Genomic DNA, 21,286 nt, shown 5'->3' with positions numbered 1-21,286 from the left:
CCGATCGGGCCGCACTATCCTCGAAGCCGCCAGGGCGTAGACGTGCGGATCCGCTCCCCGGCTGCTTTCCCTCCCTGTGAACCGACTGAGGAGCCTCCCCCCGTGAGTGCCAATTCGCCTGCTGCCGTTGTCGTGCTTGCCGCCGGTGGCGGGACCAGGATGAAGTCGAACAGCCTGCCCAAGGTGCTGCACGAGGTGTGCGGGCGTTCCCTGGTGGGGCACGCGGTGGCCGCGGCCGAGGAACTGACGCCGGAGCAGCTGGTCGTGGTCGTCGGCCACATGCGGGAGAAGGTGGAGGCGCACCTGGCGGCGCACTACCCGAGTGCCCGCGCGGTGGTGCAGGAGGAGCAGAAGGGCACCGGGCACGCGGTGCGGACGGCGCTGGAGGCGCTGGCCGCCGACGGTGTGGAGCTGGACGGCACGGTGATCGTCACGACCGGGGACGCGCCGCTGCTGACCGGGGCGACGCTGGCCGCGCTGGCCGGGGCGCACGTGGGGCAGGGCAACGGTGTGACCGTGCTGACCGCGGTGGTGCCGGACCCGTTCGGTTACGGCCGGATCCTGCGGGACGGCGTGGACGGTGCGGTGTCGGCGATCGTCGAGGAGAAGGACGCCTCGGATGCGCAGCGGGAGATCGCGGAGATCAATTCGGGGGTCTTCGCGTTCGACGCGAAGCTGTTGGCCGAGGCGTTGGCCCGGGTGACGACGGACAACGTGCAGGGTGAGGAGTACCTCACCGACACGCTGGAGATCCTGCGGACGGCCGGTCACCGGGTGGGTGCGGTGGTGGCGGCGGATTACCGGGACATCCTGGGGATCAACGACCGGGTGCAGCTCGCGCAGGCGCGGCGGTTGCTGAACGACCGGCTGTTGGAGCGGGCGATGCGGGCGGGGGTCACCGTGGTGGATCCGGCGACCACCTGGTTCGACGTGCAGGTCTCGTACGAGCCGGACGCGGTCGTGCTGCCGAACACCCAGTTGCAGGGGCTGACCCATCTGGGGGAGGGGTGCGAGGTGGGTCCGAACTCGACCCTGACGGACACCCGGGTGGGTGCGGGGGCGCGTGTGAGCAACACCACGGCGGACCGTGCCGAGGTGGGTGAGCTCGCCACGGCGGGCCCGTACGCGTACCTGCGGCCGGGGGCGAAGCTGGCGCGCAAGGCGAAGGTCGGCACGTACGTGGAGGTGAAGAACTCGGAGCTGGGCGAGGGCGCCAAGGTGCCGCACCTGTCCTACATCGGTGACGCCACGATCGGCGAGGGCACCAACATCGGTGCGGCCTCGGTGACGGTGAACTACGACGGCGTGAACAAGCATCGGACGGTGATCGGGGCCCACTGCCGTACGGGTTCGGACAACATGTTCATCGCGCCGGTGACGGTGGGTGACGGTGCTTACACGGCGGCCGGTTCGGTGATCACCTCGGATGTCGCGCCGGGCGCGCTGGGCGTGGCCCGGGCGCAGCAGCGCAACATCGCGGGTTGGGTGGAGCGCAAGCGGCCGGGTACGGCGTCGGCGCAGGCTGCGGCTGCTGCGGCGGAGGTGGCCGGGGAGGCCTGATGGGGTGGGGCGGGAGTCCGAGGGGCGGTACCGGGGCGGACGGTTTCTGCGCGGGCGCGTAACCTTGGGGACATACGTGCGCCATTGGGCTAACCGCCCGTGTCCAGGCGTACCGACATTCCCCCGACCCCTATCGCCAGCGGGCTCGTGCCTGTCTGCGGTGCGGACGGGTTCAGCGTCAGCAACGCGAGGAGACGGTGCAGTGAGCGGGATCACGACGTCGGGTGAGAAGAAGCTGAAGCTCTTCTCCGGCCGTGCCCACCCGGAGCTGGCGAGGGAGGTGGCTGTGGCGCTGGGGACCGAGCCGGTTCCCACCAAGGCCCTGGACTTCGCCAACGGGGAGATCTACGTCCGCTTCCTGGAGTCGGCGCGTGGCGCGGACTGCTTCGTGATGCAGAGCCACACGGCTCCCATCAACCAGTGGATCATGGAGCAGCTGATCATGATCGATGCTCTGAAGCGGGCTTCCGCGAAGAGCATCACCGCGATCCTGCCGTTCTACGGGTACGCCCGTCAGGACAAGAAGCACCTGGGCCGGGAGCCGATCTCCGCCCGTCTGGTCGCCGACCTGCTGCGCCAGGCGGGCGCGGACCGGCTGATGGCGGTGGATCTGCACACGGCGCAGATCCAGGGTTTCTTCGACGGTCCGGTGGACCACCTGTTCGCGCTGCCGCTGCTGGCGGACTACGTGGGCCAGAAGGTGGACCGGTCGAAGCTGACGATCGTCTCGCCGGATGCGGGCCGGGTGAAGGTGGCGGACCAGTGGTGCGACCGTCTGGACGCCCCGCTGGCGATCATCCACAAGCGTCGTGACATGACGCAGGCCAACACGATCCTGTCGGCGGAGGTCGTCGGTGACGTCCGGGGCCGGGTCTGTGTGCTGGTGGACGACATGATCGACACCGCCGGCACGATCTGTGCCGCGGCCGACGCGCTGTTCGAGAACGGTGCCGCGGACGTGCTGGTGGCGGCCACCCACGGGGTGCTCTCCGGTCCGGCGGCGGACCGCCTGAAGAACTCGCGGGTGAGCGAGTTCGTGTTCACCAACACGCTGCCGACTCCGGCGCAGCTCCAGCTGGACAAGATCACCACGCTCTCCATCGCCCCGTCGATCGCGGCCGCGATCCGCGAGGTGTTCGAGGAGGGTTCGGTCACCAGCCTGTTCGAGGGCGTGCACTGACGATGCCCCGTGTCGGCGGCCCCGGTCCTCGGGGGGCCGGGGCCGCCGTCGATTTCGCGGGAGGCGGTGGGTGCGGTTAGACTCGGGAAACTGCTCGGCGAGGGATGCCGTGTGCCTGCTCGCGGGTGCGCGCTCCGTGATCGACGCGCTGCCGATGCCGGTTCCCGGTCATCTGCAGAGGTCGTACGCCGCCGAGTGACCCCCGAATATTCTGAGGGTGTGGTCCCGGCGGTTTCTCGTTGTCTGCACCCCCGCGCCAGTCTTCCGAGGAGTGCAGTCGTGTCCGAGATCCGCCTTGCCGCTGAGACCCGTTCCGAGTTCGGCAAGGGTGCCGCCCGTCGCGCCCGCCGTGCCGGTTTCGTTCCCGGTGTCGTCTACGGCCACGGCCACGCGCCGGTTCACCTGAACCTGCCCGGCCACGACCTGATGATGGCCCTGAAGACCCCGAACGCCCTGCTGGTCGTGCCGATCGACGGCAAGGACGAGTACGTGCTGCCGAAGGCCGTCCAGCGCGAGGCCATCAAGCGCACCATCGAGCACGTCGACCTGCTGCTGGTGAAGCGCGGCGAGAAGGTCACCGTCGAGGTTCCGGTCCACACCGAGGGCGAGCTGGCCCCGGGCGGCAACCTGCTGGAGCACGTCCTGCAGGCCCTGCCGATCGAGGCCGAGGCCACCCACCTGCCCGAGGCCGTCACCGTCTCGGTCGAGGGTCTGGAGGCCGGTGCCTCGATCCACGCCAAGGACATCACCCTGCCGTCCGGTGTCACCCTGGCCGTCGAGGCCGACGCCGTCGTGCTGCAGGTCATCGCCGCCCAGGCCGCTCCGGTCGAGGAGGCCGCCGAGGCCGAGGCCGGCGCCGAGGCCTGAGCCTTTCGCACAGCCTGACCGCTGCCCCGGTCGCTCCCGCTGGAGCGCCCGGGGCAGCGGTGTGTCCGGGAAGATGGCGGTGAACGTGACCACGAGGAGCGGCGGGATGAGCGAGAACGCGTACGAGGGCCCCTGGCTGGTGGTGGGCCTGGGCAACCCGGGTGAGCAGTACGCCCGGAACCGGCACAACATCGGGTTCATGGTGGTGGACCTGCTGGCTCAGCGGATGGGCGCGAAGTTCAAGGCGCACAAGAGCCGGGCCCAGGTGGCCGAGGGCCGGCTGTCGGGGCAGCGGGTGGTGCTCGCGAAGCCGATGTCGTTCATGAACCTCTCCGGCGGTCCGGTGACGGCGCTGCGGGACTTCTACAAGGTGCCGACCTCGGCGGTGGTGGCGGTCCACGACGAGCTGGACATCGACTACGCGGCGCTGCGGCTGAAGCTGGGCGGCGGGGACAACGGCCACAACGGTCTGAAGTCCATCACCAAGTCGCTCGGTCCGGACTACCACCGGGTGCGCTGCGGGATCGGCCGGCCGCCGGGCCGGATGGAGGTGGCGGACTTCGTCCTGAAGGACTTCTCCGGCACCGAGCGCAAGGAGCTGGACTGGTTCGTGGACCGGTCCGCCGATGCGGTGGAGGCGCTGCTGTCGGAGGGCCTGGAGCGGGCGCAGGGGACGTACAACTCCTGATCGCGCCGTGGCGGGTCCGGTGACCGTGCGTCAGGGCGCGGGCTCCGCCGAGCCGGCGGCACCGGATCGGTGCGCTGCCCGCGCGGATGCCCGGGGGCGAGCGGCAGCGGGTGGCGATCGCCCGGGCACGCGCACCGTCGGCGTCCGCGACGGGCGTCTGTACGAGGGGGCGGCGGGCGCCGCGCGGTGGTGCGGTGTGTCGCACAACAGTCGTGCAACGCTTGGGCGGTCAAACCTGAATGTGTGTGAGAAACCTGTGCCGATCCGATAGCGTCGACCGGGTACGCGAACGGGTCCTGGGGAGTTCTCGATGCGCAGTTTTCGTCCGGTCCGGCGCCTTCGGCGGATCCGGGTGGTTCGGCTGAAGCAGCTCGGACGGCGGGTCGGCACGGCCGGCGCGCTGGGTACCGCCGGCGCGCTGGGGGCGGCCGGGGTGCTGTTCTCCGGCGGCGGTGTCGCCCATGCGGAGACCGTCGCGGAGCCCGATCCGGGTGTGGTGTCCCCGGAGCCGGCCGCGGCGCAGTTCGGTCCGGTGCTCGGCGGTTCGGTCGGTGGCGACGCCGGCCTGCTGGCCGTCGGTGGCGGCCTGGTCGTGGCGGCGGGCGGTGCGGCCCTGTGGGTGAAGCGCCGTCGTGCGGGCGATCTGGGGGAGTGACGCCGCCGCGCGGGCGTCCGAGGTGGTGACGAGGTCCGGAGGGGCCGGGTCCGGGGTTCCGGGCGCCGGCCCCTCCGGCATTCTCCGCGCGGTGTCATCCGTTTCCGGCGGCCCGTGCGTCCTGGGGGCATGAAGCGCGAATCGATGCGGTCGGAGGGCGCCGGGGGCGACCCGTTCGACGAGTTCGTCGCGGCCCGGTACCAGGCACTGCTGCGCAGTGCCTTCCTGATCACGGGGGACGTCCACGACGCCCGGGACCTGCTGCACGACGCCCTGGCGCGGGTCTATCCGAAACGGTCGGTGATCCGGGATCCCGGGGCGACCGAGGGCTACGTACGCCGGGCGATGGTGCGGACCCATGTCTCGCGGTGGCGGCGGACCCGGCGGGAGGTGCTGACGGCGGTCCTTCCGGACGGTCCGGCGGCGGGTCCGGAGAGCGAGCGGGACGAGCGACTGGCGGCGGCGCTGCGGGTGCTGCCGCCGCGGCAGCGGGCGGCCGTGGTGCTGCGGTACTACGTCGACCTCCCGGTGGCGCGGGTCGCCGAGGAGCTCGGTTGTTCGCAGGCGACGGCGAAGACCCATCTGGCACGTGCGTTGAAGACGCTCCGGCAGGAGCTGGCACCGGCGAGGGAGATGGTGGGCCATGGCGGTTGAGGGGACGGACGGGTTCGAGGAGGAGCTGGTCGTCCGGCTCGGCGAGCAGGCGGCGGCGGTGGGCGGTGCCGCCGCCCCGCTGGCCGAGCTGCGGCGGGCCGGTGAGCGGCGCGCCCGGCGGACGGTGGCGCTGCGGGTCGCCGCCGGGGCGGCGGTCCTGGCGGTGGGCGTCGGCGGGCTGACCCAGCTCGGCGGTGGTGGCGGCGGGGGGACGGGGCTGGCTCCGGCCGGCGTGGTGTCCTCCGGCCCGGGGGCCACGGATCCGTCCGGTGCGGAGGAGGGTCCGGTGCTGGCCTGCACGCAGGGCCCGACCTCGCTGCGGACGCCGGGCTGGGCGGGGCCGTCGGGCGGGCCTTCGAGCGGGCCGTCGGGCGGGCCGTCGGGCGGGCCGTCGGGCGGGATCCCGTCCTCGGGTCCGAGTGGTTCGCCGTCGTCCGGCGGGCCGTCGACGGGGTGGCCGTCCGCGGGGCCGTCCTCGTCCGGTGCGCCGTCCACCGGTGCGCCGTCCGCCGGTGCGCCGTCCACCGGTGGGCCGGCCGGCCGGCCGGGGCTGCCGGTCCCGACGCACTCGTCCGCCTCGTCGGCACCGTCCGCCTCGTCGGCCTCGTCCGGTCCGACCGGCGGGCCGGCCACCGGGGGCCCGACCGGCCCGACGGGCGGTGCGCCGTCGTCCGGCCTGCCCTCCCCGTCCGCCTCGGCGGGCGGTGGCGGCCTGGTGGACACCCCGGTGGGCCGGGCGGCCCAGGACATCAGGACGCTGGGCTCGCAGCGCTACCCGGACCAGTACTTCGGCGTCTGCGTGGACGCCGGCGCCGGCACGGTGTACGTGCTGCGGGTGCCGGGCGGCGACTTCGACCAGGCGGTGCGGGACTCCGTCCGGAACGCGCTGGTGACGGTGGCCTTCCGGGACGCGGCCGGTTCGCGCCGGCAGGCGCGGGAGGTGCTGCTGCGGATCAGCGCGGACGCGGAGTACTGGCGGGCGCGCGGGCAGCAGCTGTTCGGCACGCTGGCCGGGGACGGCGCCGGGGTGCTGGTGTACGTCACCGACGCGGCGAAGGCCAGGGACGAGGTGGTGGCCCGGTACGGGCCGCTGGTCGTCGAGGTGCGCCAGCTCGGCTGACCGGGGACGGACGGGAGGGGCCCCGCGGCACGCGTGCCGCGGGGCCCCTCCCGTGTTCCGGGTGTCGGTCGGGTCAGCCGGTGTTGCGCAGGCCGGCCGCGATGCCGTTGACGGTCAGCAGCAGCGCGCGGGCGCGCAGCGGGTCCTCGTGCCGGCCGGCCGCGACCTCCTCGCGCTGGCGGCGCAGCAGCGCCACCTGGAGGTAGGAGATCGGGTCGAGGTAGGCGTCGCGGACGGTGAAGGTCTGCTTGAGCACCGGGTTGTGCTCCAGCAGTTCGCTCTCGCCGGTGAGCCGGAGCACCTCGCGCAGGGTGAGCTCGTGTTCGGCGGTGATCTGGTCGAAGATGTGGTGCAGTTCGGCGGGCACCAGCTGCTCGACGTAGTGGCGGGCGATCCGCAGGTCCGTCTTGGCCAGCGTCATGGCGACGTTGGACAGGAAGTTGCGGAAGAAGTGCCACTGGCCGTACATCTCGTCCAGCACGTCGCCGAGCCCGGCCGCGCGGGCGGCGGCGAGGCCGGAGCCGACGCCGTACCAGCCGGGCACGATCTGGCGGGACTGGGTCCAGCCGAAGACCCACGGGATGGCCCGCAGGCCGTCCAGGCCGGCGCCGGAGTCCGGGCGGCGGGACGGGCGGGAGCCCAGGTGCAGCGAGGCGAGCTGGTCGACCGGGGTGGCGGCGAAGAAGTACTTCGGCAGGTCGTCCTGCTCGACGAGGGCGCGGTAGGAGTCGTGGGCGGCGGCGGAGACCCGGTCCATGGCGGCGTCCCAGCGGGCCAGCTCCTCGGGCGCCTGGCGCGGGGCGGTGTGCAGCGCGGAGGCGGCCAGGGTGGCCGAGATGGTGAGCTCCAGGTTCTCCCGGGCCAGCGAGGGCAGCAGGTACTTGTCGGAGATGACCTCGCCCTGCTCGGTGACCTTGATCTCGCCCTCCAGGGTGCCCCACGGCTGGGCCAGGATGGCCTCGTGCGAGGGGCCGCCGCCGCGGCCGACGGTGCCGCCGCGGCCGTGGAAGAGGCGCAGCCGGATGCCGTACCGGTGGGCGACGTCGCGCAGCCGGCGCTGGGCGCGGTGGATCTCCCACTGGGAGGTGGTGATGCCGCCGAACTTGGAGGAGTCGGAGTAGCCGAGCATGACCTCCTGGACGTCGCCGCGCAGCGAGACGAGCAGCCGGTAGGAGGGGTCGGAGAGCATCTCGTCGAGGATGCGGTCGGCCTTCTGGAGCTCCTCGGTGGTCTCCAGGAGCGGCACGATGCCGATCCTGGCGATGCCGGCGTGGAGGTCGATCAGGCCGGCCTCGCGGGCCAGGACGGTGGCGGCGAAGACGTCGTCGGCGCCCTGGCACATGGAGATGATGTAGCTCTCGACGATCTCGTCGCCGAACCGCTCCAGGCCTTCGCGGATGGTGTTGAAGACGCCGAGGGTCTTGGTGCCGGCGGCGTCGAGCGGGGCCGGGGTGGGGGCGAGCGGGCGGCGCGAGCGCAGCTCCTTGGCGAGCAGCCGCTGCCGGTACTCGCGCGGCATGTCGGCGTAGCGCCAGGCCTCCTCGCCGAGGCGGTCGAAGAGCTGGCCGAGGGCGTGGTGGTGGGCCTCGGCGTGCTCGCGGACGTCCATGGTGGCGAGTTGCAGGCCGAACGCCTCGACGGTGCGGATGGCGCGGGCGAGGCGGCCGTCGGCGATCAGCTCGCCGCGGTGGGCGCGCAGCGAGTCCTGGATCAGCCGGAGGTCGGCGATCAGCTCGCGGGTGCCGCGGTAGTCGCGGCCCTCGACGTGCGGGGTGCCGTGGGCGAGGCGTTCGCGGGTGTTCTCCAGCTTGAGCCGGATGCAGGTGGCCTTGAGGCGGTAGGGCTCCTCGGCGTTCATCCGCTTGTAGCGGGGGCTGAGTTCGGGGAGCACGTGCAGGTCGTTGTTGAGCGAGGCGAGCAGTTCGACGGAGGCGCCGGCCAGGCGTTCGGAGGTGGAGAGCGAGTTGCGCAGGTCGTCGACGGCGGCGAGGGCGTCCTTGATCCCGTACTCGTGCTGGAGGTTGAGGACGTCCCAGGTGACCTGGGGGGTGACGTTGGGGTTGCCGTCGCGGTCGCCGCCGATCCAGGTGCCGAAGGTGAGCGGGCGGACGCCGTCGGGCAGGGCGAGGCCCACCCGGGCGAGCTCCTCGTGGAGCTCCTCCAGGACCTCGGGGACGGCCTCGCGGTAGAGCTCGTCGAGGTAGTACACGGCGTTGCGGGCCTCGTCGGTGGGCTCGGGGCGGGCGATGCGCAGCTCGTCGGTCTGCCAGAGCAGGTCGATCACCTCGGCGAGGCGGCGGTCGGCCTGGCGCTGGAGGGAGGTGCGCCGGGCGGCGGCCCGGTCGGGGGTGTCGGGGGTGTCGGGGGTGCCGGCGGCGGCGAGGCCGGAGGCGATCTGCTCGCGGTGGATCCGGTCGAGGAGCTCGCCGACGCGGCGGAGCTTGTTGAGGACGCTGCGGCGGGCGGCCTCGGTGGGGTGGGCGGTGAAGACCGGGCGGACCGAGAGGTGGGCCAGGGTGTCTTCGAGGTGCTTGGGGTCGGCCTCGGCGAGCTGGTCGGCGGTCTGGGCGAGGAGCGAGCCCTCGCGGGCCCGGCGGGTGGCGAACTCGCGGCCGCGGTGCACCTGCTCGGTGACGTTGGCGAGGTGGAAGTAGGTGGAGAAGGCGCGGACCAGCTTGGCGGCGGTCTCCAGGTCGATGTCGGAGAGCAGTTCGGCGGTGGCCTCGCCGTCGGTGCGGCTGAGGAGTCGGACCTGTTCGACCAGGCCCAGGAGCTGGGGGCCCTCCTGACGGACCAGCGTCTCGCCGAGCAGGTCGCCGAGGCGTCGGATGTCCGCGCGCAGGGCGGCGTTGTCGGCGACGGGCGTGGGGCTGTCCGCCGGGGTGGGGACCGGAGCGGTCACGGCTGGCTCCCTGTGGTGGTGGGGTTCGGCAACGGCTCATCGCCACAGTTCAGTGCGCGTGTGGCGCCTGTGACGCGTGCGGACCGCGCTGTCCGACGCGACCCAGCATAGGTGTCGGGACGGGTCGTGTCCGCGAGGTGGCCGGATGCCGGACAAGATCACTGTCAAGCTTTGTGTGGTCTGGACCACTTGCCCGTCCGCCGAGGTGTGCGGGGGGAACCGGGTGGGGAAGGGGGAGGGTTCGCGCTTAGGCTGTGGGGTTATGAGCAAGTCGCCTGGGGAGCGCGCGCGGGGTCGGTCGTTCTGGTGGTGGGAGCGTCGGCGCAGCGCTCTTCTGGACATCGGCCTGGCCGCGCTGGCGGCGCTGGAGTGCGCGGCGAGCGGGGTGGCCTTCCTGGCACCCCGGGTCCACCTCCCCCCGCTCGCGATCGCCGGGGTCGCGCTGTTCGGTGCGCTCGCGGGCGCCAGCCTGGTGCTGCGCCGGCGCTGGCCCGCCGTGCCGGTGCTGGTCACGCTGGTGGCGATGCCCGGGATGCTCGGGGTGGTGCTGCTGGTGGTCTCGCTCTACACGCTGGCGGAGACCTGGGAGTGGCCGTCCCGGCGGCGCCGGGTGGTGGCGCTCTCGGCGCTGGCCTTCGCCGAGGCGGTCGGCGTGATGATGGTGACGATGCTGGCGCCGGGCGATGCGTCGGTGGAGCAGCCGCCGCTGTGGGGCCAGATCCTGCTGGCGGTGCTGGTGGCCGTCGGCCTGACCGTGCCGCCGGTGGTGACCGGTCTCTACGTGGGTGCGCGGCGCCGGCTGATCGAGTCGCTCAAGGACCGCGCGCACGGCCTGGAGACCGAGCTGGACCTGCTGGCCGAGCAGGCCCGTGAGCGCGCCCGCCGGGCCCGGCTGGAGGAGCGGACCCGGATCGCCCGCGAGATGCACGACGTGGTGGCGCACCGGGTGTCGCTGATGGTGGTGCACGCCGGGGCGCTGGAGCGGATCGTGGTCAAGGACCCGGAGAAGGCGGCGCAGAGTGCCAAGCTGATGGGGGAGGTCGGCCGGCAGGCGCTGAACGAGCTGCGCGAGATCCTCGGCGTGCTGCGGATGTCGGAGGAGACGGCGCCGGAGCCGGACTCGCTGGCCGGACTGCCCCGGCTGGTGGACCAGTCCCGGGCGGCGGGGATGGCGGTGACCCTCACCGTCAGCGGCAGCCGTCAGGAGTTCACCACCGAGGCCGAGCAGACCGCGTACCGGGTGGTGCAGGAGGGGCTGACCAACGCGCACAAGCACGCCGGCGGTGCGGAGGTCTCCGTCCTGCTGGCGTACGCGCCCAACGGTGTGCGGGTGAGCGTGGTGAACGCCTGTCCGGGCGGCGAGCGGAGCGCGGCGGCGCTGCCCAGCGGGGGCAACGGGCTGGTCGGGATGCGGGAGCGGGTGGTCGCGCTGGGCGGCACCTTCTCCTCCGGGCCGGAGCGGGACGGCGGGTTCCGGGTGGAGGCCGTGCTGCCGTCCCGGCTGGCGGTCCGGGCCGACCGGCTGGTCTGAGCCCGGGCGCTCCCCGGCCCCGGCGGGTCGAGGCGGCCGTCAGACCTCGTCGGCGGTGCGCAGTCGCTCGGGGGCGGTGCCGAGCACGAGCGCGGTGATCGCCTGGTCGATGCCGTGGCCGAGGAACCACTCGCCGGTGTGGTCCAGGCTGTGGACCCGGCCCTCCTCGTCGATGACGAGCAGCGCCTGACCGTACGCCTCCTCGCCGAGCGGGGCGAGCCGGGTGTCCAGGGCGCGGCCGAGGTCGGCGAGGGTGCGCGGCTGGTGCAGCCCGCAGAGCGGGTCGATCAGGAACGGGGTGCGGGCCAGCTGGCGCCCCGGACCGGCGAGGTCGAAGGCGAGCCCGCCGAACTCGGCCCAGGCCTCCACCGCCGCCGGGAACACCGAGTGCGCCGCGCCGGTGGGGCTGCCGTGGCCCACCAGGGTGTCGGCCCACTCCTCGGCCTGCCGGATCTCCCAGCGGCCGGGGTGCCAGCCGGCCGCCTTGAGCTCGGCGGCGACGTCGGCGGGGAAGCGCGGGCGGGTGCGGACGGCCGAGCCGCCGAGCGTGGTCGGCGGCGGCGGGGGAGGGCTGGGCGGATTCAGGGCGGGCTCCGGTGGTTCGGGGACAAGGGGGCGTACGGGGGTGCGCGCTCGGCGCGGGCAGGTCGGGCCGCGCGGTCAGCGCCCGGTCGGACCGACCACGACGCTCTGCACCGTGAAGTGCTCCAGCATCGGTATGCACGAGCGGCAGGGCGGGGCGTGGGTGCCGTGCGCCGGGTCGTGCTCCTCGCGGATCCGAATGGTGGTCAGCCGGGAGCCCTTGAGCGCCTTGCGGGCCTCGTTGAGGCTCATCGGCTTGCGGGAGGCGCGCTTGGAGCGTCCGGCGTCGACCGTGGCCAGGTACTGGGAGAGCAGCACGGCCTCCGGGCAGCGGCCGGTGAAGCGTTCGCGGTGCTCCAGCGGCAGCGCGTCCAGGAACTCCCCGACCAGCGGGTGCAGCACGGGACGGCGGGCGGACTTGTCGCCGGCCAGGGTGTGCACCTCCCCGTGCTTCAGCGACAGAGCGGCGGCGACGGCGGGCAGCAGGCTGTCGCGGTGGTGGCGCAGCACGGGAGTGCCGGGCCGGTCTTCGGTGGTCATGCGTCGTCCTCCTCCTGTGCCTCTGTGCCGGTGGCGCGGCTGACGGGGGTCAGTCCGGGGCAAGCCTGTCAAATGTCACCGACATTCGCACAACCGGGGTGCGCCGGTCACCGATCGGTCCGGCGGGCACGGCGTGTTGGCCGGATCCGCACGCGATCGTCACCACTCGTCCCCGGGTTTCCCGAATCCGCCCCCGGCCGGTGGCGGTGGCCGGTAGCGTGCCAGCAGCGGTGCGAGGGGCGGCCGAGCGGTCGGGGGGTTTCCGGCGTGGCATGACAACTTCCTTGCCTGCGAAGGCCGTTGAGGTTGCCGGGGCGAGGGGTCCGGCGCCGGTCCGGGGTGTTCCCGGAGGCCGAGTCGACGACGAGCAAGGGGGGTCTTGCGATGACGGAGACGGAAACCGCCAACGAGGCGCCCGGCGAGCACGTGCCCACGCCGGGAGCACCGCCCCAGCCCACGCCCGCGCATCCGATCGGGATCGCCGTGGTCGGGGCGGGCTACTGGGGCCCGAACCTGGTCCGCAACGCGCAACTGACGCCGGCACTGCGCCTGCACTGGCTCTGCGACCTGGACGAGAGCCGGTCCCGCCGGGTGCTGGGCGAGTACAGCACCGTGCGGTCCACCACCTCCTTCGAGGAGGTGCTGGCCGACGAGCGGGTCGACGCGGTGGCCGTTGCGACGCCCGCGGCGGCGCACTACCGGCTGGTCCGCGCGGCCCTGGAGGCGGGCAAGCACGTCCTGGTGGAGAAGCCGATCACCACCTCGGCCGACCAGGCCGCCGACCTGGTGGCGCTCGCCGAGGCGCGCGGGCTGGTGCTGATGTGCGACCACACCTTCTGCTACACGCCGGTGGTGCGCCGGATCCGCGAGCTGGTGCACGGCGGGGACATCGGCGACGTCCAGTTCTTCGACTCGGTCCGGATCAACCTCGGGCTGGTCCAGCCCGACGTCGACGTGCTGTGGGACCTCGCCCCGCACGACCTGTCGATCCTCGACTTCGTGCTGCCGCCGGGCGTCGAGCCGGTCGGGGTCTCCGCCCAGGGCGCCGACCCGATCGGCGCCGGGCGGGCCTGCGTGGCGTACCTGACGGTCCGGCTCAGCAACGGCGCGCTGGCGCACTGCCACGTCAACTGGCTCTCCCCGACCAAGGTCCGCACCACGCTGATCGGCGGCTCGCGGCGGACGCTGGTCTGGGACGACCTCAACCCGCAGGCACGGCTGGCGGTGCACGACCGCGGGGTGGACCTCACCCCGCCCGACGAGCTCACCGACGCGATCCGCCACCAGGCGCTGATCTCCTACCGGGTCGGCGAGATGGTGGCGCCCGCCCTGGTGGAGCAGGAGGCGCTGCGCAACGTGATGGCGGAGTTCGCCGCCGCGATCACCGAGGGCCGGGCACCGCTCACCGACGGCCGGGCCGGGCTGCGGGTGCTGCAGCTGCTGGAGGCCGCCTCGCTCAGCCTCGAACTCGGCGGCGCCACCGTCCCGGTGGGCGCCGCTCCGGTCGACGAACTGTCCGAAGCTCAGGAAAGGGCCGCGACGCGGTGAACGCTGTACAGATCGAGGGCTCCCGCTGTCTGGTCACCGGCGGCGCCGGCACCATCGGCTCCACCGTGGTCGACCAGCTGCTCGGGGCGGGCGCCCGCGAAGTGGTCGTCCTCGACAACTTCGTCCGCGGGCGGCGGGCCAACCTGGCGCACGCCGAGCGGATCGCCGGGCCCGGCCGGCTGCGGGTGGTCGACGGGGACATCCGCGACCGCGCGCTCCTGCGCGAGCTGCTGGAGCCCGGCACCGACCTGCTCTTCCACCTGGCCGCGATCCGGATCACCCAGTGCGCCACCGAACCCAGGCTGGCCCTGGAGGTGCTCGTCGACGGCACCTTCGACGTGGTCGAGGCCGCCGCCGAGACCGGCGTCCGCAAGGTGGTCGCCTCCTCCAGCGCCTCCGTCTACGGCCTCGCCGACGTCTTCCCGACGCCGGAGACCCAGCACCCCTACAACAACGACACCCTCTACGGGGCGGCCAAGGCGTTCAACGAGGGCCTGCTGCGCAGCTTCCACGCGATGTCCGGGCTGGACTACGTCGCGCTGCGGTACTTCAACGTGTACGGGCCCCGGATGGACGTGCACGGCAGGTACACCGAGGTGTTCATCCGCTGGATGGAGCGGATCGCCGCCGGGGAGCCGCCGGTGATCTTCGGCGACGGCGCGCAGACCATGGACTTCGTCTACACCGAGGACATCGCCCGGGCCAACCTGCTGGCCGCCGCCGCGCCCGTCACCGACCGGGTCTACAACATCGCCAGCTCCACCGAGGTCTCGCTGCGCGGCCTGGCCGACGCGCTGCTCGGCGCGATGGACCGCCCCGACCTGGACGTCGAGCACGGCCCGGCCCGGGGCACCGCCGGCGGCGTCGTCCGCCGGGTGGCGGACATCTCCGCCGCCGAGCGCGACCTCGGCTGGAAGCCCGAGCTGGGCCTCGACGAGGGCCTGCGCCGGCTGGTCGCCTGGTGGCGCGATCAGTGAACCCCCCATCCCGTCCGGCAGTTCGGAGCAGAGCCGTGTCCAGCACCACCCCCGCGGCACCCGCGATCCCCGTCATGCTGCCCTGGCTGGGCGAGGAGGAGGCGGCGGCCGCCGCCGAGGCCGTCCGCTCCGGCTGGGTGGCCCAGGGCCCCCGGGTGGCCGCGTTCGAGCGGGCCTTCGCCGAGCACCTCGGGGTGCCGCACGCCGTCGCCGTCTCCTCCTGCACCACCGCACTGCACCTGGCGCTGATCGGCGCCGGCGTCGGGCCGGGCGACGAGGTGGTGGTGCCCTCCCTCTCCTTCGTGGCCACCGCCAACGCCGTCACCTACGTCGGCGCCGTCCCGGTCTTCGCCGACGTCGACCCGGCCAGCGGCAACCTCACCGCCGCCACCGTCGAACCGCTGCTCACCGCGCGGACGAAGGCCGTCGTCGCGGTCGACCAGGGCGGCGTGCCGGTCGACCTGGACGGCATCCGGGCGCTGGTCGAGCCGCGCGGCGCCACCGTGGTCGAGGACGCCGCGTGCGGCGCCGGCTCGGTGTACCGGGGTCGGCCGGTCGGCGCCACGGCGGCGATCGCCGCCTACTCCTTCCACCCGCGCAAGGTGCTCACCACCGGCGAGGGCGGCATGGTCACCTGCCGGGACGGCGAACTCGCCGCCCGGCTGCGGCGGCTGCGCGAGCACGGGATGAGCGTCTCGGCCGCCGACCGGCACGCCGGAGCCGGCGGGGCGGGCGTGCTGGAGACGTACGACGAGATCGGCTTCAACTACCGGATGACCGACATCCAGGCCGCGGTCGGCCTGGTGCAGCTGGGCAAGCTGCCGGCCATGATCGCCCGGCGGCGGGCGCTCGCCGCGCGCTACCGCGAGCTGCTCGCCGGCACCGGCGCCCGCCTGGTCGCCGACCCGGAGCACGGCACCACCAACTACCAGTCCTGCTGGCTGCTGCTGCCGGACGGCGCCCCCGACCGCGGCGAGGTGCTCGCCGCGCTGGCCGGGGCCGGCGTCTCCGCCCGGCGCGGCATCATGGCCGCCCACCTGGAGGCCCCGTACAAGGGCACCGCCCGGGTGCCGCTGCCCGCCACCGAACTGCTCACCCACCGCTCGCTGATCCTGCCGCTGTACCACGCCCTCACCGGGGAACAGCAGGACCGCGTGACCGGCGCCCTGCTCGACGCCCTCCGCCGCAGCTGAAGGGAACCGGGGATGACCACCGACACGACCGTCCCGCTCGTCGACCTCAGGGCCGCCCACGCCGAGGTGGAGGCCGAGGTGCGGGCCGGCTTCGACCGGGTGCTCGCCACCGGCGGCTACGTCCGGGGCCCGGAGGCGGAGGGCTTCGAGGAGGAGTACGCCGCCTTCTCCGGCACCCGCCACTGCGTCGGCGCCGCCAACGGGACCGACGCCCTCGAACTGGCCCTGCGCGCCCTGGACCTGCCGCCCGGCGGCGGGGTGGTGCTGCCCGCCAACACCTTCGTCGCCACCGCCGAGGCCGTGGTCCGGGCCGGACTGCGCCCGGTCCTCGTCGACGCCGACGACGACCACCTGCTGATCGACCCGGCCCGCGTGGCGGACGTCCTGCCGCGGGCCGTGGCGCTGCTCCCGGTCCACCTCAACGGCCAGCTCGCCCCGATGGCGCCGCTGCTGGAGCTGGCCGGCGACCGGCCCGTGGTCGAGGACGCCGCGCAGTCCCAGGGCGCCCGCCAGCACGGCCGGGCGCTGTACGGCCGGATCGCCGCGACCAGCTTCTACCCCGGCAAGAACCTCGGCGCGTACGGCGACGCGGGCGCCGTCACCACCGACGACGACGGGCTGGCCGCGGCGGTCCGGCTGACCGGCGACCACGGTTCGGAGCGCAAGTACGTGCACGAGCGGTTCGGCTTCAACTCCCGGCTGGACGCGCTCCAGGCCGTGGTGCTGCGGGCCAAGCTGCGCCGGCTGCCCGCCTGGAACGAGGCCCGCCGGGCCGCCGCCGAGCGCTACCACCGGCTGCTGGCCGGGTTCGACGGCGTCACCCTGCCGCGGACCGCGCCCGGCAACGAGCACGTCTGGCACCTGTACGCGGTGCGGATCGGGCCCGGCCGGGACCGCGACGCCGTCCTGGCCGCGCTCCAGGAGGCCGGCATCGGCGCCGGCATCCACTACCCCGTGCCGGTCCACCTGCAACCGGCGTTCCGTCACCTCGGCCACGGCGAGGGTGCGTTCCCGGTCGCCGAGCGGGCCGCCCGGGAACTGCTCACCCTGCCGCTCTTCCCGCAGATCACCGCGGCCCAGCAGGAACGCGTCGCCGAGGCCCTGGCCAAGGCGCTCGCGTAGCGCCCCTCGTTCGGATCCGTCCGGCCGCGTGTCCGGCGACTCCGCCGGGCGCGCGACGCGGATCGCCGGACGCGCCCCGACCTCCCGCCGCGGTCCCGGCCCCCGGGCGGGGGTCCGGGGCCGGGGCCGACCCCCTACGCTGGTAGCCAGCAGGCACGGAGAATTTGCAGCAGCCAGTGGGGGCTCCCAGATGACGACAGGTCGGCCCGGCGTCGCCGCCGCACCGAACGCGGCGTACGCAGGTCAGGTGGTGCAGTTCCCGGATCCGGTCCGCGCGGAGCGGCACCCCGCCGGGGTCCGGGTGGACGAGTACGGCTACCCGGACTTCGGTCCCTACACGGCGGCCGTGGCCGAGGTCGCCGACCCGCCGGCGGGCTTCGGCGTCGACGAGCTGCGGCTGACCGACTACGTCTCGGCGAACGCCGCGCAGTTCACCCAGGGCCACCCGCTCTGGGCCGACCTGGAGACCGCCGTCGCCACCCCGCCCGGCTGGACCTGGCACCACGCGGTCGGCCGGGCCGCGCCCGGCTGGCGCCGGATGGAACTCGTCCCGGTCGAGGTCAAGGCCCTGCTGCGGCACCACGGTGGCCTGGCCACCTCGGCCGCCGACCACAGCCGCCGCGGCACCCGCCCGCTCCAGGAGCGCCGGCCCGTGCACTTCTCGCTGGCGAAGGACGGCGGCGACCCGATCGGCGTCCCGGAGGACCTCGTGCAGCGGGCCGAGGAGCGCCTCGGCTACCGGCTGCCCGGCGCCTACCGGACCTTCCTCAAGCTCGGCGGCGGCCGCGCCCCGGTCGGCGTCGCGCTCGACCCCGAGCTCGGCATGCTGCTCGACCAGCCGTTCCTGACCCTCAGCGAGGAGTACGGGACCGAGGACGTCGTCTACGTCAACAAGTGCCTGCGTGACCACCTCACCAAGGACTACCTCGGCATCGCCTACGCCCAGGGCGGCATCGTGGCGCTCAAGGTGCGCGGCGAGCGGGCCGGTTCGGTCTGGTTCTGCCTGTACGACGACGCCCGCGACAGCGGCGCGCCCGAGGCGCCCGAGGACCGCGTCGCCCGGCTGCTGCTGCCCTGCGGCGAGGACTTCGACGCGTTCCTGCTCCGGCTGGCCGGCAGCCCGCCGGAGCTCGAGACGGTGGCGGAGCTGATGGTGGACGGCGGGTTCGCCCGCGCCGTACCGGTGGGCTGACGTGGCTCCGTCGGGTGCGGTCGCGCCGGCCGGGCCGCCGGCGGTGCTTGCGGTGATGGTGGAACAAGCGGGGACGAAGGGGACAGGGGTGAACCGGGCGTGGTGACGTACGCGCAGGCGCAGGAGCTCGCCGAGGAGTGGATCAACGGCGGGGTGCCGCGTTCGCAGCAGCGCGAGGTGCGGGTCCGGGAGTTCGACCTGGGCTTCGTCTGCTGGGCGGTCCGGCCCGCCGACGGCGTCCCGGACGGTGACGACGGCTCGGCCGGCGAGGCCCGGCTGGTGATCGCCCGGGACTCCGGCGCCAGCACGCTCTGGCCCGCGCTGCCGGTCAACGACGTGGTCCGGCAGTTCGAGGAGGTTTACGGCCGCCCTGTCGCGGCCAACCCGGCCGGAGCGGCGCGGCCCGCGCCCGGACCGGTCGAGGCGACGTCCTTCCTGCTCAGCCCGCCGCAGTGGCTCCAGGAGGCGGGCGAGGCGGCGATCGCCGCCGAGGCCGAGCGTCTGGGGGCGCCGGCTCCGGCCGCTGCGGCCGCCCCGGAGCCGGCTCCGGCCCCGGTCCCGGCTCCGGCCCCGGTCCCGGCTCCGGTCCCGGTCCCGGCTCCGGTCCAGGCTCCGCCCGCCGTCCCGGCGCCCGCGGTATTGACCACGCCGCCGGTCTCCGAGCGCCCGGCCGGTGACGCGCCGACCATGCTGGCCCCGCCGCCCGCCCACGACGAGCCCGTCGGCCCGCCGCCGTCGGCGCCGCCCGCCGCCCCGGAGCGCCCGGCCGCCGCGCCGGCTCCCGGCGGAGCGGAGGCGGCGACCGTACTGCTGCCCGAGGGCCTGCGGACCAACGGCGCCGGCCTGCCCGGCGCGCCGGGCCCCGGCTCCGAGGCGGCCACCGAGCTGCTGCCGAGCCTGACCGGCCTGCCCGGGGCGTCCGGCCCCGGCACGCCGGTCACCGGTATGCCGCCGGCCCCGCCCGCCGCGCCCGCGCCGACGCTGCTGGCGCCGCCGGACGGTCTGCCCGGCCTGGCCGGTCTGCCCGGTGCGCCCGGTGCGCCCGGCCCCGGCACCCCGGTGCCCGGTACGCCGGTTCCGGGGACGCCGCCGCACGGCGTGCCCGCCCCCGGCGCGCCCGCGACCCCGCCGCCGGCCGGTCCGGCGGTCGAGTACGCCCCGACCATGCTGGCGCCGCCGGACGGCCTGCCGGGTCTGGCCGGCCTGCCCGGCGCCCCCGGCCCCGCCGTCCCCCCGCAGGGCGGTGCGGCCGTCGACCACGCCCCGACCATGCTGGCGCCGCCGGACGGCCTGCCGGGTCTGGCCGGCCTGCCCGGCGCCCCCGGCACGCCCGGTACGCCGCCCGGCGGGGTCCCGGTCGGCGCCCCGGGCGCCGACGCGTCGCAGGGCGCGCGCGGCCGCAACCCCGCCTCCGCCCCGCCGCCGCCCCCGCCGGCCGCCCTGCGAGGTGGTGGGGCCGGTTCGTCCGGCCCGGCCGGCCCCCCGGTCTCGCTCGGCCGCAACCCCGCCTCGGCCCCGCCGCCGCCCCCGCCGGGCGAGCTCCGGCAGGCCCCGGGCTCCGCCGGCCCCGCTGCCGCCGGCGGCGGCCGCAGCGCCGACAGCGCGCCGCCGCCCCCGCCGCCGGCGGGCCTGCGCGGTGCCGGCGCCCCGCCGGCGGCCGCCGAGTCCGGCGCGCCCGGCGCCGGCGTGGCGTACGAGCGCACCCAGCTGGCGAGCGCGATCGACCCGGCGCTGCTCGGCGGCGCCCCGGGCGCGCCCGTCGATCCCGGCACCCCGCCGTCCGGCGGACCGGCCGTCCCGCCGCCGCCCGGACCGGGCGGCCCCGGCGGGTCCTCGGCCGGCTACGGCTACCCCGGTGCGCCCTCGGCCGGCGCGCCCGCCCCGGCGGCCGCCCCGGCCGTCCCGCCCGCCGCCGTCCCCGGGCCGCCGCAGGGCGCCCCGGTGCCGCCGGGCGTGCCCGCGGTCGGCCCGGGCTACTTCGCGGCGCTCAGCTACCGCGGTCCGGACGGCTCCGAGCAGAAGTTGCTGCACCGCAGCGAGCCCGGCACCCCTCACCCGGAGTGGAAGATCCTGCAGGACCTGCGCCGGCTGAACGTCCCGCCGGAGCAGGTGCTGGAGCTCTACACCGAGCTGGAGTCCTGCGACCTGCCGGGCGGCTACTGCAACCGCATGATCGCGGCCTCCTGGCCGAACGTCCGGCTCACCCACACCGCCGACTACGGCCGCGACCACCACTCCCGGCAGGCCGGCATGGCCCAGCTGCTCGACCACCTGGACGAGCTGCACCAGCTGGCCTCCGGCCCCCAGCGGGTCCGGCCGTTCCGGGTGCCGCTGCCCGCGCCGGGCACCGTCCCGCCGCTGCCGCCGATCGCGCCGCAGCAGCTGGCCCAGGAGCTCGGCCAGGCGTTCGGCCAGAACGTGTTCCGCTTCGAGCAGCGGGCGGTCGCCCGCCAGGGCGTCCCCGAGCCGGTGGCGCAGACCCTGATGTGGGCCGGGCTGCCGCGCGACTTCGGCCCGTTCTTCTGGGCGCAGGCCCAGGAGGGCCGCCCGATCCCGACGCTCGCCGAGCTGGCCGCCGAGCGCGGCCTGACCGGCGGTCCGGACTTCGGCGGCTACCTGGTGCTCGGCAACGACTACGGCCGTCAGCTCTGCGTGCAGTACGGCACGGCGCACGTGGTCGCGGTGGACCTGGAGGGAACCGGCGAGCCCCCCCGTTTCGTCAACAGCGGTGTACCGGAGTTCGTCCGCGCCCTGGCCCTGCTGGGCCGGATGTGGCGGCTGCGGTACGGGCTGACGCCAGACCAGGCCGGTCGCTGGACGACCGACTTCCAGGCCCAGCTCGCCGCGATCGACCCGGCGGCCCTGCAGTCCGCGGACACCTGGTGGGCCGTTCTGCTCGAGCAGTTCTGGGACGGCCTGCTGTAGCGGCCCGCCTGGAACCGTGCAGGTGGAAGGGGTCGTTCCGGTGGCCGGAA

Annotated in this window: 17 protein-coding genes; 14 read left to right on the top strand and 3 right to left on the bottom strand. The window is 74.8% G+C overall.

Annotation, left to right across the window (positions count from 1 at the left end; all coding sequences use genetic code 11):
* Window positions 1-102 precede the first annotated feature (102 nt).
* The 7 genes from glmU (at window position 103) to MCM47_RS32715 (ending at window position 6,724) form a co-directional block, all read left to right on the top strand.
* Entirely contained in the window at window positions 103-1,560 is a 1,458-nt protein-coding gene (gene glmU / locus MCM47_RS32745; protein ID WP_238949684.1) for a bifunctional UDP-N-acetylglucosamine diphosphorylase/glucosamine-1-phosphate N-acetyltransferase GlmU, read from the top strand.
* A gap of 202 nt (window positions 1,561-1,762) precedes the next feature.
* On the top strand, window positions 1,763-2,740 hold the full coding sequence (locus MCM47_RS32740; protein ID WP_238949683.1) for a ribose-phosphate diphosphokinase: 978 nt from the start codon (window positions 1,763-1,765) through the stop codon (window positions 2,738-2,740).
* 279 nt (window positions 2,741-3,019) lie between these two features.
* Window positions 3,020-3,607, top strand: a complete 588-nt coding sequence (locus MCM47_RS32735; RefSeq protein ID WP_238949681.1) for a 50S ribosomal protein L25/general stress protein Ctc — start codon at window positions 3,020-3,022, stop codon at window positions 3,605-3,607.
* A gap of 106 nt (window positions 3,608-3,713) precedes the next feature.
* Complete coding sequence (gene pth / locus MCM47_RS32730) at window positions 3,714-4,295, top strand: aminoacyl-tRNA hydrolase (protein WP_238949678.1); 582 nt, start codon at window positions 3,714-3,716, stop codon at window positions 4,293-4,295.
* Window positions 4,296-4,605: 310 nt separating this feature from the next.
* Window positions 4,606-4,950: a hypothetical protein gene (locus tag MCM47_RS32725; RefSeq protein WP_238949676.1), complete on the top strand. Its 345-nt coding sequence runs from the start codon at window positions 4,606-4,608 to the stop codon at window positions 4,948-4,950.
* 129 nt (window positions 4,951-5,079) lie between these two features.
* A complete protein-coding gene (locus MCM47_RS32720) occupies window positions 5,080-5,604 on the top strand; it encodes a SigE family RNA polymerase sigma factor (protein WP_238949675.1) in 525 nt (174 codons plus the stop codon).
* Entirely contained in the window at window positions 5,594-6,724 is a 1,131-nt protein-coding gene (locus MCM47_RS32715) for a hypothetical protein (RefSeq protein ID WP_238949855.1), read from the top strand. The genes MCM47_RS32720 and MCM47_RS32715 overlap by 11 nt, the downstream gene beginning before the upstream one ends.
* A 73-nt stretch (window positions 6,725-6,797) precedes the next feature.
* Here MCM47_RS32715 and ppc read toward each other — a convergent pair whose 3' ends face one another.
* Complete coding sequence (gene ppc, locus MCM47_RS32710; RefSeq protein WP_238949674.1) at window positions 6,798-9,626, bottom strand: phosphoenolpyruvate carboxylase; 2,829 nt, start codon at window positions 9,624-9,626, stop codon at window positions 6,798-6,800.
* 262 nt (window positions 9,627-9,888) lie between these two features.
* Here ppc and MCM47_RS32705 point away from each other — a divergent pair, with 262 nt between their 5' ends.
* A complete protein-coding gene (locus tag MCM47_RS32705; protein ID WP_238949673.1) occupies window positions 9,889-11,157 on the top strand; it encodes a sensor histidine kinase in 1,269 nt (422 codons plus the stop codon).
* A 39-nt stretch (window positions 11,158-11,196) separates the two neighbouring features.
* On the opposite strand, the gene MCM47_RS32700 is transcribed toward MCM47_RS32705, so the two are convergent.
* Entirely contained in the window at window positions 11,197-11,742 is a 546-nt protein-coding gene (locus MCM47_RS32700) for an SUKH-3 domain-containing protein (protein WP_374209248.1), read from the bottom strand.
* 75 nt (window positions 11,743-11,817) lie between these two features.
* Window positions 11,818-12,279 (bottom strand): YwqJ-related putative deaminase, encoded by a 462-nt coding sequence (locus MCM47_RS32695; RefSeq protein WP_238949672.1) that lies wholly within the window; start codon window positions 12,277-12,279, stop codon window positions 11,818-11,820.
* Window positions 12,280-12,663: 384 nt separating this feature from the next.
* Between MCM47_RS32695 and MCM47_RS32690 the strand changes: the two genes are divergently transcribed.
* The 6 genes from MCM47_RS32690 to MCM47_RS43525 all read left to right on the top strand — a co-directional run bounded on the left by MCM47_RS32690 (window position 12,664) and on the right by MCM47_RS43525 (window position 21,236).
* Window positions 12,664-13,827, top strand: coding sequence for a Gfo/Idh/MocA family protein (locus tag MCM47_RS32690; RefSeq protein ID WP_238949671.1), 1,164 nt, complete (start codon window positions 12,664-12,666; stop codon window positions 13,825-13,827).
* The gene (locus MCM47_RS32685; protein ID WP_238949670.1) at window positions 13,824-14,804 is read left to right on the top strand and encodes an NAD-dependent epimerase/dehydratase family protein; all 981 of its coding nucleotides are present in this window, start codon (window positions 13,824-13,826) and stop codon (window positions 14,802-14,804) included. The genes MCM47_RS32690 and MCM47_RS32685 overlap by 4 nt, the downstream gene beginning before the upstream one ends.
* A 35-nt stretch (window positions 14,805-14,839) precedes the next feature.
* Window positions 14,840-15,997: a DegT/DnrJ/EryC1/StrS aminotransferase family protein gene (locus tag MCM47_RS32680; protein WP_238949669.1), complete on the top strand. Its 1,158-nt coding sequence runs from the start codon at window positions 14,840-14,842 to the stop codon at window positions 15,995-15,997.
* A gap of 12 nt (window positions 15,998-16,009) precedes the next feature.
* On the top strand, window positions 16,010-17,119 hold the full coding sequence (locus tag MCM47_RS32675) for a DegT/DnrJ/EryC1/StrS aminotransferase family protein (RefSeq protein ID WP_238949668.1): 1,110 nt from the start codon (window positions 16,010-16,012) through the stop codon (window positions 17,117-17,119).
* Between the two features lie 190 nt (window positions 17,120-17,309).
* Entirely contained in the window at window positions 17,310-18,311 is a 1,002-nt protein-coding gene (locus MCM47_RS32670) for an SMI1/KNR4 family protein (protein ID WP_238949667.1), read from the top strand.
* A gap of 99 nt (window positions 18,312-18,410) precedes the next feature.
* Window positions 18,411-21,236, top strand: a complete 2,826-nt coding sequence (locus MCM47_RS43525) for an SUKH-4 family immunity protein (RefSeq protein WP_308222544.1) — start codon at window positions 18,411-18,413, stop codon at window positions 21,234-21,236.
* Window positions 21,237-21,286 lie beyond the last annotated feature (50 nt).

This window comes from Kitasatospora sp. A2-31 (assembly GCF_022288725.1).
In the GTDB taxonomy this organism is placed as follows: domain Bacteria; phylum Actinomycetota; class Actinomycetes; order Streptomycetales; family Streptomycetaceae; genus Kitasatospora.
This window is presented reverse-complemented; position numbering and strand designations above follow the sequence as displayed.

Bases quoted from the DNA above. Each gene is read 5' to 3' on its own strand.
- pth (WP_238949678.1), top strand. From the start codon at position 3,714: ATGAGCGAGAACGCGTACGAGGGCCCCTGGCTGGTGGTGGGCCTGGGC.
- MCM47_RS32725 (WP_238949676.1), top strand. From the start codon at position 4,606: ATGCGCAGTTTTCGTCCGGTCCGGCGCCTTCGGCGGATCCGGGTGGTT.
- MCM47_RS32720 (WP_238949675.1), top strand. From the start codon at position 5,080: ATGAAGCGCGAATCGATGCGGTCGGAGGGCGCCGGGGGCGACCCGTTC.
- MCM47_RS32715 (WP_238949855.1), top strand. From the start codon at position 5,594: ATGGCGGTTGAGGGGACGGACGGGTTCGAGGAGGAGCTGGTCGTCCGG.
- MCM47_RS32705 (WP_238949673.1), top strand. From the start codon at position 9,889: ATGAGCAAGTCGCCTGGGGAGCGCGCGCGGGGTCGGTCGTTCTGGTGG.
- MCM47_RS32695 (WP_238949672.1), bottom strand. From the start codon at position 12,279: ATGACCACCGAAGACCGGCCCGGCACTCCCGTGCTGCGCCACCACCGC.
- MCM47_RS32690 (WP_238949671.1), top strand. From the start codon at position 12,664: ATGACGGAGACGGAAACCGCCAACGAGGCGCCCGGCGAGCACGTGCCC.
- MCM47_RS32675 (WP_238949668.1), top strand. From the start codon at position 16,010: ATGACCACCGACACGACCGTCCCGCTCGTCGACCTCAGGGCCGCCCAC.
- MCM47_RS32670 (WP_238949667.1), top strand. From the start codon at position 17,310: ATGACGACAGGTCGGCCCGGCGTCGCCGCCGCACCGAACGCGGCGTAC.